We start from the raw sequence: 12,513 nt of genomic DNA, 5'->3' as shown, positions 1-12,513 counted from the left end.
TCCTCACGCCGCCACCCTTAACGGATGGCTAACGATGATCCTTAATAATGTGGAGACGCGTGAGGTCGTGAGATTGCGGCTCTGCATGAGGGAAATGATGAAGCCAGCCAGTATCGACGAGCGCTCTCTCCCGCCCTTGTTCGACATAGGTGCCGTCTGGGCCATCCTTTGGGCGCGTCGCCTGATGGTGCTTGCCATCGCCGGCGCGACAGTGCTGCTGGCGCTCTCCTATCTTGCGGTGACGAAGCCGAGCTATACGGCGACCGCCTCGATACTGATCGACCCTCGCGACACGCGCGCGACCAATTTCAACAACGTGCTTCCCGGGATAGGCTCCGACAGCGCCGCGATCGCCAGCCAGGTCTTCGTCATCCAGTCGCCCGACCTGCTAGGTTCCGTCTTCAAAAGCCAGAAGCTCGACAGCGATCCGGAGTTTGCCAGCGTCGGCCTGATGTCGCGCCTGTTGTCGATGTTTGGAGCCGGCGCAACCTCGCCGCCGGATGCAGCCTTCAAGCGCTTCCAGAGCAAGGTATCGGTGGAGCGCGAAGGGCTTACCTACGTCATCAATGTCAGTTTCACGTCGCCGTCGCCGGACAAGGCCGCGCGCATCGCCAATGCCATCGTTGACCAGTACCGGGCAGGCCTGGTCGGAGAACGCGAGACCGCCAACAGCGACGTCAATACGCTCCTTACGGACAGGATCTCCGGCCTGCAGAAGGACGTCAGCGACGCCGAGCGGGCGGTCGAGGATTTCAAGACGAAGCACAATATCGTGAATTCGACGGATGGCGGCACGCTGCAGTCGCAGCTCGATCAGCTCACGGCGCAGCTGATCGCCGCCCAGAGCGACGCCGATCAGGCCAAGGACCGCTACAACCAGGCGCTGGCGGCGGGCAATTCGCCGGCCGGGCTCGCCAAGCTCGCGGACATTCTTACCTCCACCTCCGCCATTAAATTGCGCGACGATTACAACCAGCGCGCCGCCGAGCTTGCCAGCCTGCAGACCATGTACGGGCCTCGTCATCCGGCCATTGGGCGCCTGCAGTCCGAATTGGAGCGGATGAAGCGGCTGATGGCCGCCGAAGCCGATCGGATCAGGCAGCAGCTCAAGGCCAACTACGATCTTGCGGTGCAGAATGTCGGGAAGCTGCAGGACAAGCTCGAAGCCTTGCGTCAGCAGTCCACGAACTCGAACATCGCGCAGGTGCAGTTGCGACAACTGGAATCGAAGGCGCAGGCCGCGCGCGCCGTACTCGACGACTACCTGAAGCGTGCGCAGGAAACGTCCCAGATGCAGGGCGTGCAGACCTCAGAGGCGCGCAAGATCGGCGTCGCCTCGCCGCCTGTCCAGCCGACATGGCCGAAGCCCGTCCTGCTCCTCCTGGTCAGCGCCGTCCTGGGGCTTCTCGCCGGATGCGGCCTCGCTCTGGCGCTTGGTCCGGTCCCGCAGCCGGAAGAGGATCCGCAGGCACCGAAGGATACCGCGCCGGAGCCCGTCGCGGACCGCAAGGACAGCGCGACTGTCAGCCCCCGGCCGCTGCCGATGCCTGCCAATTTCGGCGAATACCGTCTGCCTGGCGTTGCCGGCGGGACCGCCTACTCCAACATCAAGGCGATCAGGAAGCAGCTGTTCCAGACCGGAAACGAAACGCTTTCGCTCGACGTCCTGAAGATCATGCGGCAGATGATCCTGCACTTGAACGATCATGGCAAACCCTTTGTCATCCTCGTGTCGTCGATACGCAGCAGCTTCGAGGCAAGAATTGCGGGCGCCATGCTGGGCATCGGCATGCAAAGGGCGGATCAAAATGTGCTGATGGTGGAAATCGGCGATCACCTGTCCAACTCGACGACGGACGGAGCCGGATTGTTCATCGATGGCGCGACCGGTCTACAGACGGTCGTGTGCAGTTCCGTGGCGGAGAAAAGTCCTGGCGTTGCGGACCGCAACACGTTCCGCGGCATTCTGACCGAGGCTGGGAGCGCATTCGATTTCGTGCTCGTGACCGTGCCTTCGTTCAAGGAGGACGGCTGGAATCCTGAACTCTTCGCCAAAGCCGACCTGGCGATTCTGGCGCTCAGCCCGTCCGAACAGCCTTCGGAGGCTGCCAAGCTCATCGCGCAGAAATTCGGCGCCGGCCAGATCGGCCGCAGTGCCACTCTTGTTGTCGCGCCGGATGGCGCGCGGCCGGCCGGAGCGATCGACGGTCCGCGAGCGATGGGCGAACGGCGCCACATAACCGCCGCCCGCGGATGAGCCGTGGAGGCGGTGGATCGATGACATCACCGCCCAAGGTGTCGCGGCGACATGCGCTGGCGCTCGCCGCCGGAGCCCTTTTCGCCACTTCCCTCCTGCCAAGGTCGGCCGCGCTGGCGACCACCGCCACCCGCGTCCCGACGCGCGGCTTCAACCTTCCCGGATGGCTCGACCGTAACGGCGGGCTGGTCCCCGCCACCGCCACGCTTGAAAAGCTGCGCCAGGCGGGATTCGAAACGATCCGGCTGCCGGTAAACGGCGATCTCGTCTCCAGCGGCGACCCGGCAATGCTTCGCCGCATTCAGAACGGCATCAGGGACCTTGTCGGGGTTGGGTTTTCGGTTCTCCTCGACATGCATCCCTCGGGCGAACTGGTGGCAGCCTTCCGGCGTGATCCCGACGCCGCGGGCGGACGGGTCCTCCAGGCATGGACGGCGCTGCGTGTCGTCGTCGCCGACCTGCCGGCGGCATCGGTCTATCCGGAGCTGCTCAACGAGCCGCCCATGGAACGGAGCACCTGGCTGGCGCTGCGTGAACAGATCGCCGCAACGCTGAGGGCGAGCTGTCCGCTTCACACGCTGGTCTGGGGACCGGCGCGCTTCCAGGGCATCTGGGAAATCGCCGACACGCCGCCGCTCGCCGACGGCAATCAGATTGCCGCCGTCCACTATTACGCGCCGATGGCATTCACCCATCAATGCGAGAACTGGGATGCCTCGCCGCTCGCCCGCATCGCCAACCTGCCCTTTCCCGCCACAAGGGGAACACCGGCAGTCAGTCAGGTGCTCTCCAAATTGCGCGCCACTGGCGACGAAGAGGCCGCGAACCTCGTCGAGGACGAACTGTCGGCGCCCTGGACGGAGGCGCGGATCGCCGCGGACTTTGCCGACGTGGCGCGCTGGTCCGCGACCCACGGCTGTCCGGTCATGCTGAACGAATTCGGCGTGCTCAATTTCTGCGTGGACGCCGAAAGCCGCGCATCCTGGGTGCGCGCCGTTCGCAAGGCGGCCGAAGCGAACCATGTGGCATGGACCTATTGGGAGCTCGATCAGGGTTTCGGCTTCATCAGGAGCAGGCAGAGCGTCGAAGGGTTCGACGGCTCGATGATCGCCGCCCTCCTTGGCGGTTAGGCGGAAAACGGACGTGGACGAAGGGCGACACAAACGCTTGCCGCGGCAAGCATTGACCGAAGCGGGACAGCGATGAGCACGACGCAGGCCTATTCGCCCGCCGGGCTGGGCGTGCCGGGCCGCGACACGCCCGAAGCCCTGCTGCATGTCGGCACGGCCCTGCTTGTGGTTGCGCTCGCCGTCTCCTCCTTCGCCGTCTGGACGCCGTTCGGGGTCGCCGCAACCTTCGTGCTGACGCTGATCATTGCGAACGCGATGCCTTCGGGCGTTCCCGTGCTGATCATCTGCGCCTTCCTCTACCAGAACCTCGTGGTCGCCTGGTTCACCCCTTACATTCCCGACAACGACACATTCGACACGCTGCGCGGCACCAACTTCATCATCCTGATGACCGCGTTCGGCATTTTCCTGGCCGCCTCGTTTCAGCACCGCGTCCGCGCGCTGACCGAATTGCGGCCATGGCTGCTGCTGAGCATGGTTCTGTGCGGCACGGTTTGTTTCTATTTCGCCCTCGGGGTCGTGCATGGCGGCCCCAAGGACGCCGTCGTCTATTTCCGCAATACGATCACGCCGCTGGCCTGCTTCCACGTCGCGGTCCTTGCCGCCAGCCTTTATCCCGTCGACCTGCGCAAGAGCATGCTCTGGCTTGGCGCCGGCGCGATCATCTATGGCTATGCGGAACTGACCTTCACCATGGATTTCCTCGGGCTCTTCCATGGCGACCAATATGTCGAGCGCAGCATATCGCGACAGGTCGAGACAGGTGTATGGGAGCAGGCGCTGAAGGAGACGGGTTTCGTTTACCGTGGGATCGAGGACGTGATGACCACGACCTTCTTCAACACGCCGCTGTTCAACGACATCCTGCCGAGCGTCTTCCGCATCGGCGGCCCCAACTTCCATCCGATCAGCTATGCTTACGCCTTGAGCATCATATCGGCCTGGCTTCTCTTCAGGGGACGATGGTTGCTGCCTCTCGCGGCCTTGCCGCTGCTGCTCGTCATCGGCTCCAAGGGCGCCACCTTCATGCTCTTCGTCGCGATTGCCGTGCGGCTCATCTACAGCCCCGCCCGCGCCGGTCTGGCGCTCATGGCCGTGATCGCCCTGGCCGTGGTCTGGACGACGGCGGCGATCGCCTACGGCGCCACGCATGGCGACTACCATGTCCTCGGGCTGATCGCCGGTATGCGCGACTTCTTGGCCGATCCGCTCGGCCAAGGACTGGGTCTCGGCGGCAACCTGTCGAGCACGAGCATCAATCTCAACTGGCAAAGCGCTCAGGCCGAGGGTGCCGCCTCCGTGCCGGTCGAGAGCGCGGTCGGCGTCATGCTTTATCAGATGGGCGTAGGCAGCCTGGTGTTCTTCGGCTTCCTGGCGTCACTGTTGGTGGCATTGCGGCGGCAGCTCATCGAAACCGGCGACCCTGATTTCCTGTTCGGCTTTGTCGGCATCGCCACCATCTCGGCCAACGCCGTGCTGCAGGAGGAAGCGTTCTACTCCCCGCTCGCCCTCGCCTTCTGCCTGCTGCTCGTCGGGATCTCGCTCGGAACACGCTGGCGCATGGCCGCCGCGGCAAGAGCTGGTTCGCCCGGCTGATTTAGCCAGCTGCGCGATGTCGTTCAGGAGCCGAACAGAACCATCTCGGTAAACGTCAGGTCTCCCGGCGAAGGTTGTTTCGGACCCTTGAAATACTTGATCCCCTTCTTCGGAAAATACCTGCCGGACAGACCGGAAACCGGCCCCATGGCGTCGACAAGGCAAAGCAGTTTTCCGCGCCGCAGGAGAAAACGCCCCACAGCTCCGGCGCACCGGACCAAGTCCGTGTGGGAGCGGCAGTAGACGACCTGGCAGCACGGAATTAGGCCATGCAAGATCCGGCGCGGCTTGAGTACAACGGGCAGCGCTACGCCATCGCAAATGCAGATTAGCGAAAGACAGCCCAGCGCCGCATGCTCCAGGAGTATGTATCTTTCATTGTCGGTGAGCTCAGCCATTTCGGCGAGCTCCGCATGGGCTTCCAGCACGCGGTCCGACGGCGGCACGGAATTGAAAGCCGGAAGGAAGGCGACCTGTCCCCCGGAAAACAGGCGAAACCCGAACGCTTTGTTGAGCTTCACGGTCCCGGGTGATGGAGAAATATTGGTATAGACTACGTCCTTCCGCATGATGACCGTCGCGATCATCCTGCTGGCATAGGGCCGGAACTCCGCGTCCACGGACCAGCTCGACAGATTGCAGCGGATTTCGTCGCCCTCCAGGCTCCTGTGCCTGGCATAAAGCGTAAGCACGGCGCCGACGATCCGGCCTGACTTCTCGAGGACAAATCCATATCGCGGGAAATCGGCGACCACGGGCCGCTGCGAGAGACGCGTCAGCGCATCTATCCAATAGCCCCGGCTGCGTTCCGGAAAGCCCCTGTGCAGGCAATCCGCCACGCCTTCCCAATCTCCCTCGTCGAAGGGTCGGCAGCCGACACCGGGAGGAAATGCACCGAGAACCGCCATGGTCGACTCAAGAAAAAAGGCACCGGATATGGTCGAGGTCCGTATTATCCTGACGATCGATTACTAACGAATTACACTGCTGGCGAAGCCAATTTTATTGGCCATATCTCACGCCGCCGCGCAGCGCTCCTCCGCCACAACTGAGCTTCCAAATTCTACAACTCCAAAGATATTTAAGGGTTGTAGGATCGACTAATAATCATCTGTTTTCGCGTGAATCCGGTGGAGAGCCAATGCATGCCTTTCCTGATTGCCCTGGCCAGCCTTTGCGATCAGCCCTTGAGCCACTGCAGGATGCTGCCGCTGTCCCGACCAACACGGCGCTATCGACGGCGCAACCGCACAGCCAAAATTTCTGTCGACCCCGCTTGTACCGAAATCTCATATGTGAATATAATCTTCACAAGAGAAGATTTGGGGAGGATCGATCGCGTCTGGCTCCGGCTTTGCCCGGACGGCGCGGCCTATTCTCCGGCAGCGGATGAACAGGACAATGACCAGCTTCCCGCCCACCGTCGGCGTCGCTTCGACACGCCCTTGCGACATGCCGGCCGATCACGCCGAGCTGCCGGTGTGGAACGCTGAGAACTGGTTTTACGAGGATTGGCCGGTCGGCCAGAAGATCCGCTCGCTCCGGCGCACCATGGCCGAGGGCGACAGCCATCTCTTCAACACCCTGGTGCTCGACATCCATCCCTATGTTCAGGACCAGATGTTCGCCGAGCGCGAAGGCATTTTCGGCAAGCGTCTGGTGGCGGGTGCATTCGTCTTCTCCGCCGGGCTCGGCCTCGTCGCGACCAACTGCGTCAACGCCTTTTCCTACGGCTACGACAAGCTTCGCTTCATCAAGCCGGTCTTCATCGGCGACACCATCTATTCGATCCGCACCAACATGGAGAAAAGGCCTCGCTACAAGGACATGGGGCTGATCCGCGCCAGCTACGAAGTGTTCAAGGGCGAAGGCGAGCTGGTGCTCTACTGCGAGCACCTGCAGACCGTGAAATACAAGAACCCGGCCGACTTCGCCGGCAAGACGGAGAAGTGACGATGGCCGCCGACCTGCCGCTGTCCGGCCTTGTCGTCGTCGACATGAGCCAGTTCCTGTCGGGACCTTACTGCTCGCTGAGGCTCCTCGACCTCGGCGCCCGCGTCATCAAGATCGAGCGGCCCGATGGCGGCGACCTGTCGCGCCGGCTCTATCTCAGCGACACCGAGATCGGCGGCGATTCCACCATCTTCCACGCCATCAACCGGGCCAAGGAAAGCTTTGCGGTCGATCTGAAGAACGAGGACGACCTGAAAGCGCTGCGCGGGCTGCTCGCGAAAGCCGACGTGCTGATCCAGAATTTCCGGCCCGGCGTCATCGAGCGGCTCGGCCTCGACTATGAGCATGTGCGCACGCTCAACCCGCGCCTAGTCTACGCCTCGATCAGCGGCTATGGCGAGGAAGGCCCGTGGGTGAAGCGCCCGGGCCAGGACCTGCTTGCCCAGGCGCGTTCCGGCGTGATGTGGCTGAACGGCGACGAGGATCAGGGTCCGGTGCCGTTCGGCCTGGCGATCGCCGACATGCTGGCAGGTGCCGCCTGCGCGCAAGGCATCCTCGCCGCCCTGGTCCGGCGCGGCATCACCGGCAAAGGCGGCCATGTCGAGACCAGCCTGTTCGAGGCGCTGATCGACTTCCAGTTCGAGGTCCTGACGACGCATCTCAACGATGGCCGGCGCCTGCCGCGCCGCTCGTCCTTCCGCAGCGCCCACGCCTATCTGGCGGCGCCCTACGGCGTCTATCCGGCGAAGGACGGTTTCCTGGCGATCGCCATGACTCCGATCCCGAGACTTGCCGACCTGCTGGAGATCGAGGCGCTGGCGCCCTACCGCGACCAGCCGTCGACCTGGTTCACCGCGCGCGACGAGATCAAGGCGATCATCGCCCAACGCATCGCGCAGAAGTCGGTCGACGAATGGCTGGCGATCCTCGAGCCGGCCGACATCTGGTGCGCGAAGGTGCTGAACTGGAAGGAGGTGCTGGAGAGCGACGGCTTCACGGCGCTCGACCTGCTGCAGACCGTGACGCGCGAGGACGGTGTTGCGATCCACACCACCCGGTCGCCGCTAAGGGTCGACGGCGTGCGCGCCAAGGTCGAGCGGGCGGCGCCACGCGTCGGCGAACACAGCGCAAAAATCCGTAAGGAGTTCGGACTGTGACTTCGCTCAAGGGCATGACCTGGAACCATCCGCGCGGCTACGACCCGATGGTCGCCTGCTCCGGGCTATGGAAGGAAAAGACCGGCGTTTCGATCGAATGGGAGAAGCGCTCGCTGCAGGATTTCGAATCCTTCCCGGTCGAAGAGCTCGCCCGCGCCTATGACCTGATCGTCATCGACCATCCGCATGTCGGCCAGATCACCGCCGAGAAGTGTCTCGCGCCGCTCGACGTGCCGGGCCGCGAGGCGGAACGCCAAGCGCTGGCGAAGGCAAGCGTCGGCCGATCCTACCCAAGCTATACCTGGCAAGGACGGCAATGGGCCTTCCCAATCGATGCCGCGACCCAGGTTCAGGCCTGGCGTCCGGATTTGATCGAGGCCGCGCCGACGTTCTGGACGGAAGTGCTGGAGCTTGCTCTGGAGGGCCGCGTGCTCTTGCCGCTCAGGCCACCCCATTCGCTGATGTGTTTCTACACGCTTGCCGCCGATCTCGGCCGGCCATGCGTTGTCGATGGATCAGGCGACCTGGCCGATCCGGAGACCGGCGAGATCGCCTTCGAAATGCTGCGCGAGATCATAGCGCTCGTCGATCCCGAATGCCTGACGATGGATCCGATCGCCGTGTTCGAAAAGACGGCCGAGGCCGGCTCGCGCATGGCCTGTGTGCCGCTGGTCTATGGCTACGTGCCTTATGCGGTAGCAGGGTTCCGCCCGAACCGGCTTGCCTTTTGCGACATGCCGCTCGCCGGCGGCAACGGCCCGGTCGGCTCCGCCCTCGGCGGCACCGGCATCGCCGTCTCGGCCTTCTCCGCCGCGAGCAAGGAGGCGATCGACTTCGCCTACTGGATCGCCAGCGGCGAGGTGCAGCGCGGACCCTATGCCGCCGCCGGTGGCCAGCCCGGCCATGCCGCCGCCTGGGAGGACGAGGCCGTCAACGCCGCGACCGGCGACTTCTATCGCGCCACACGGGCAACGCTCGAAGGCGCCTGGGTGCGTCCGCGCCATGACGGCTACATGCCGTTCCAGCAGGCGGCATCCGACCGCCTCAACGAGGGCCTTGTCGGCAGGCAGGACGCACGCCGCGTCGTCGCCGACATCAACCGCCTGTTCCGAGAAAGTTTCGCGGCGGCCGTCGCCGGCTAACGCCCGTCGCCCAACCGCGCAGCCGTGTCCAGCTTATAGCCGCCACAGCTTCTTCGCGTTGCCGGACAAAAGCTTGGCGCGCTCGGTGTCGCTTGCGCCTGCAAGGAGCGCATGGGTCGCCGCCACCCAGCCGAGCAGCCCGCCGCCCAGTGTGCAGACGGGCCAGTCGCTGCCCCACACGACACGGTCCCAACCAAAACTTTCGATCGTGTGCTCGACATAGGGCCGCAGCGTCTCGACGGTCCAGGTCGCGGGATCGGCATAGGCGACGACGCCGGAAATCTTGCCGACGACATTGGGGCGCTGCGCGATCTCGGCGATCTGCTCGCGCCACGGGTGCTCGGCCTTGCCCTTGATGTCGGGCACGCCGCAATGATCGAGGACGAACTGCACGTCCGGCGCCAGATCAACGAGCGCGATCGCCTGCTTCATTTGCCTGGGCAGCACGCAAAGATCGAAGGTCAGGCCGCTGCCGGCGATACGTCGAATGTTCTCGCGGAACAACGCACCCTCCGAGACATCGTCGGGCACGACATGCAGCACGCGGCGGAAACCCTTGACGAAGGGATCGGCCTTCACCTTGTCCAGCCAGGCGGCGAAGTCCGGCTCTTCCGGCCGGCAGGAGACGATCGCGCCCCGCACCAGGCCGCCCGGCTTCTTAGACAATCCTTCCACGTGAACCGTCTCGGCCTCGATATCGGCCGGGTCGACGTCGACCTCCATGTGCAGCGCCAGCTCTATGCCGGCGCGGCGCGCCTCGGTGGCGTATTCACCTTCAGAGAAATCGCGGTCGAGCGCCGGCACTCCGGCGAGCCACGGATAGCGCAGCGCCGTCTTGTCGATGAGATGCAGATGCGTGTCGACGATCATCGCTTCCTCCCTTGTCGCGCACATACAGTTCGCCCAAAACTATGCAGTGGTTTTGGAAGCGACATGCATCAAAACATGGATTCGATCATCTCACGGGAGAATTCATCATTCAAATAAGAATCATATCCGCATCTGCATATCCGACCCGGCAAGCTGCGACAGCTTCGCCGCGGCCGCCTGCAGAAGCGCGATCGTCCTGGTGATGTCGGGAGCGGTCTGCGCATTGACCAGCGTGATGTAAGGGATGGTGAGCGCCGCGATGCCGCGGCCATCCGAGCCGATCACCGGCGCCGACAGATTATAGACGCCGGCCGTCTGCAGCGAGGCCATCATCTCGTAGCCGCGGTCGCGCACCTGGTCGAGGCGGGCGAAGAAATCCGGCGACTGCTTCATCTCCTCATTGGTGCGCAGGTGCTCGGCGATCATCATCTCGCGCTCTTCCGGCGAACGGAATGCCAAGAGCACGTGCCCAGAGCCGGTGTCGAACAGGCTGATATGCGAGCCGACGCGGATCGAGATGCCCCAGTAATGCGGAGCCTCCTGCTGCGCGATAACCACCGCATTGCCGCGGTCGAACACCACGAGTTGGTTCGCCTGCCACGAGGTCTCGGCCAGTTCGCGCATGATCGACGTCGCGTAGGAGACGAGCCGGCGCACCGGCGCGTGCAGTTGCGCCAGGCCGAACAGTTTCAAGGTCAGCGAGTAGCGGTCGCCCTCGGGTCGGGTGACGTAGCCGCGTTTCACCAGACGGTCGAGCATCCGGTAGAACTCGTTCGGGCTTCGGTCCAGCCGCTTGGCGATCTCGGCCTGCGTCAGGCCGCCATCGACGCTCGCCAACAGCTCCAGAATGTCCAGCCCCTTATCCAGAGCCGGCGCGCGATAGCGGTCTTCCTCGTTGTCCTGCACCGGATGCCTCTCTGGTGAATTGCTATCTTCATATACGCAAGAGCGCCTTCATTGGGAAGAAGTTTCGGCTTGACGACTTATGAATATTTTGTTTGCATATGAATGAAGCGGCAAGGCTTCAGTCATGACGGCCCGCGGCCGTCCAGGGAGGAATTCATGAACAGACTGCTTTCCGGCGTCGCCGCCGGCGCATTGCTCATGGCATCGAGCGTGGGCGCAGCCCTCGCAGCCGATCTGCCGGGCAAGTTTCCCGGCGTCGCCATCGACGCCAAGCTGATTGGCGGCCAGCAATACGAAAAGCTCTACGAGCGCATCGGCGAGTGGGAGAAGGCGACCGGTGCCAAGGTCAACGTCATCTCCAAGAAGAACCACTTCGATCTCGACAAGGAGATCAAGTCGGACATCGCCTCCAACTCGATCACCTGGTGCGTCGGCTCCAACCACACCTCGTTCGCGCCGCAATATCCGGGCATCTACACCGATCTCGCCAAGCTCCTGCCAAAGGAGGAGATCGACGCCTTCGTTCCGGCCAACATCGCGGCCGGGACGCTGGACGGCAAGCTGGTGATGCTGCCGCGCGCCCAGTTCGACGTCTCGGCGCTTTATTACCAGAAGAGCCTCTATCAGGACGAAGCCAAGAAGAAGGCTTACAAGGAGAAGTACGGCGAGGACCTCGCGCCGCCGGACACGTTCGACGAGATGGCCCAGCAGGCGGAATTCTTCGCCAGCCCGCCCGATTTCTACGGCACGCAATATGCCGGCAAGGAAGAGGCGATCAACGGCCGCTTCTACGAGATGCTGATCGCCGACGGCGGCGAATATCTCGACAAGGACGGCAAGCCGGCCTTCAACTCCGAGGCCGGCGTCAAGGCGCTCAACTGGTTCGTCAACCTCTACAAGGCCAAGGCCGTGCCGGCCGGCACGACCAACTATCTGTGGGACGATCTCGGCCAGGGCTTCGCGTCCGGCACCGTGGCGATCAACCTCGACTGGCCGGGCTGGGCCGGCTTCTTCAACGACCCGAAATCGTCCAAGGTCGCCGGCAATGTCGGCGTCAAGGTGCAGCCCAAGGGCTCGTCCGGCAAGCGCTCCGGCTGGTCCGGCGCGCATGGCTTCTCGGTGACCGAGAACTGCGCCAGCAAGGAAGCCGCCGCCTCGCTCGTCTGGTGGCTGACCAACGAGGACAGCCAGAAGCTGGAAGCCGCCGCCGGCCCGCTGCCCACCCGCACCAAGGTGTGGGAATGGGACCTCGAGCAGGCTAAGTCCGATCCTTACAAGACTGAAGTGCTGCAGGCCTTCCAGGAAGCCGCCAAGAACGCTTTCCCGGTGCCGCAGACGCCTGAGTGGATCGAGATCTCCAACGCCGTCTATCCGGAGCTGCAGGCCGCGATCCTTGGCGACAAGACCTCCAAGCAGGCGCTCGATGACGCGGCCGCCAAGGCGACGCAGATCCTCGAGGACGCGGGCAAGCTCTAATGCATGTCGCCCAATAGTGCGCAGCG

General features: G+C 63.7%; 10 protein-coding genes. 7 read left to right on the top strand and 3 right to left on the bottom strand.

The window, feature by feature from the left end:
* Positions 1-97 precede the first annotated feature (97 nt).
* The 3 genes from RFM40_RS01425 to RFM40_RS01415 all read left to right on the top strand — a co-directional run bounded on the left by RFM40_RS01425 (position 98) and on the right by RFM40_RS01415 (position 4,983).
* On the top strand, positions 98-2,257 hold the full coding sequence (locus RFM40_RS01425; protein ID WP_320224909.1) for a GumC family protein: 2,160 nt from the start codon (positions 98-100) through the stop codon (positions 2,255-2,257).
* 20 nt (positions 2,258-2,277) lie between these two features.
* On the top strand, positions 2,278-3,387 hold the full coding sequence (locus RFM40_RS01420; RefSeq protein ID WP_320224908.1) for a glycoside hydrolase family 5 protein: 1,110 nt from the start codon (positions 2,278-2,280) through the stop codon (positions 3,385-3,387).
* A gap of 72 nt (positions 3,388-3,459) precedes the next feature.
* Positions 3,460-4,983, top strand: coding sequence for a hypothetical protein (locus RFM40_RS01415; protein ID WP_320224907.1), 1,524 nt, complete (start codon positions 3,460-3,462; stop codon positions 4,981-4,983).
* 23 nt (positions 4,984-5,006) lie between these two features.
* On the opposite strand, the gene RFM40_RS01410 is transcribed toward RFM40_RS01415, so the two are convergent.
* The gene (locus RFM40_RS01410; RefSeq protein WP_320224906.1) at positions 5,007-5,891 is read right to left on the bottom strand and encodes a hypothetical protein; all 885 of its coding nucleotides are present in this window, start codon (positions 5,889-5,891) and stop codon (positions 5,007-5,009) included.
* A 493-nt stretch (positions 5,892-6,384) separates the two neighbouring features.
* Here RFM40_RS01410 and RFM40_RS01405 point away from each other — a divergent pair, with 493 nt between their 5' ends.
* Genes RFM40_RS01405 through RFM40_RS01395 form a run of 3 tightly spaced genes read left to right on the top strand, consistent with a single transcriptional unit; the run spans position 6,385 to position 9,235 of the window.
* Positions 6,385-6,936, top strand: coding sequence for a MaoC family dehydratase (locus tag RFM40_RS01405; RefSeq protein ID WP_320224905.1), 552 nt, complete (start codon positions 6,385-6,387; stop codon positions 6,934-6,936).
* Between the two features lie 2 nt (positions 6,937-6,938).
* Positions 6,939-8,093: a CaiB/BaiF CoA transferase family protein gene (locus RFM40_RS01400; protein ID WP_430691628.1), complete on the top strand. Its 1,155-nt coding sequence runs from the start codon at positions 6,939-6,941 to the stop codon at positions 8,091-8,093.
* A 14-nt stretch (positions 8,094-8,107) separates the two neighbouring features.
* Positions 8,108-9,235, top strand: coding sequence for an extracellular solute-binding protein (locus RFM40_RS01395; RefSeq protein WP_320224981.1), 1,128 nt, complete (start codon positions 8,108-8,110; stop codon positions 9,233-9,235).
* A gap of 33 nt (positions 9,236-9,268) precedes the next feature.
* On the opposite strand, the gene RFM40_RS01390 is transcribed toward RFM40_RS01395, so the two are convergent.
* Positions 9,269-10,105, bottom strand: a complete 837-nt coding sequence (locus tag RFM40_RS01390) for an amidohydrolase family protein (protein WP_320224903.1) — start codon at positions 10,103-10,105, stop codon at positions 9,269-9,271.
* A 120-nt stretch (positions 10,106-10,225) separates the two neighbouring features.
* A complete protein-coding gene (locus RFM40_RS01385; protein ID WP_320224902.1) occupies positions 10,226-11,011 on the bottom strand; it encodes an IclR family transcriptional regulator in 786 nt (261 codons plus the stop codon).
* A gap of 156 nt (positions 11,012-11,167) precedes the next feature.
* Between RFM40_RS01385 and RFM40_RS01380 the strand changes: the two genes are divergently transcribed.
* Positions 11,168-12,487, top strand: coding sequence for an ABC transporter substrate-binding protein (locus RFM40_RS01380; RefSeq protein WP_320224901.1), 1,320 nt, complete (start codon positions 11,168-11,170; stop codon positions 12,485-12,487).
* Positions 12,488-12,513 lie beyond the last annotated feature (26 nt).

Origin of the sequence: Mesorhizobium captivum, from assembly GCF_033977165.1 — a bacterium.
Lineage (GTDB): Bacteria > Pseudomonadota > Alphaproteobacteria > Rhizobiales > Rhizobiaceae > Mesorhizobium > Mesorhizobium captivum.
This window is presented reverse-complemented; position numbering and strand designations above follow the sequence as displayed.

Bases quoted from the DNA above. Each gene is read 5' to 3' on its own strand.
- RFM40_RS01425 (WP_320224909.1), top strand. From the start codon at position 98: ATGAAGCCAGCCAGTATCGACGAGCGCTCTCTCCCGCCCTTGTTCGAC.
- RFM40_RS01420 (WP_320224908.1), top strand. From the start codon at position 2,278: ATGACATCACCGCCCAAGGTGTCGCGGCGACATGCGCTGGCGCTCGCC.
- RFM40_RS01415 (WP_320224907.1), top strand. From the start codon at position 3,460: ATGAGCACGACGCAGGCCTATTCGCCCGCCGGGCTGGGCGTGCCGGGC.
- RFM40_RS01410 (WP_320224906.1), bottom strand. From the start codon at position 5,891: ATGGCGGTTCTCGGTGCATTTCCTCCCGGTGTCGGCTGCCGACCCTTC.
- RFM40_RS01405 (WP_320224905.1), top strand. From the start codon at position 6,385: ATGACCAGCTTCCCGCCCACCGTCGGCGTCGCTTCGACACGCCCTTGC.
- RFM40_RS01400 (WP_430691628.1), top strand. From the start codon at position 6,939: ATGGCCGCCGACCTGCCGCTGTCCGGCCTTGTCGTCGTCGACATGAGC.
- RFM40_RS01395 (WP_320224981.1), top strand. From the start codon at position 8,108: ATGACCTGGAACCATCCGCGCGGCTACGACCCGATGGTCGCCTGCTCC.
- RFM40_RS01390 (WP_320224903.1), bottom strand. From the start codon at position 10,105: ATGATCGTCGACACGCATCTGCATCTCATCGACAAGACGGCGCTGCGC.
- RFM40_RS01380 (WP_320224901.1), top strand. From the start codon at position 11,168: ATGAACAGACTGCTTTCCGGCGTCGCCGCCGGCGCATTGCTCATGGCA.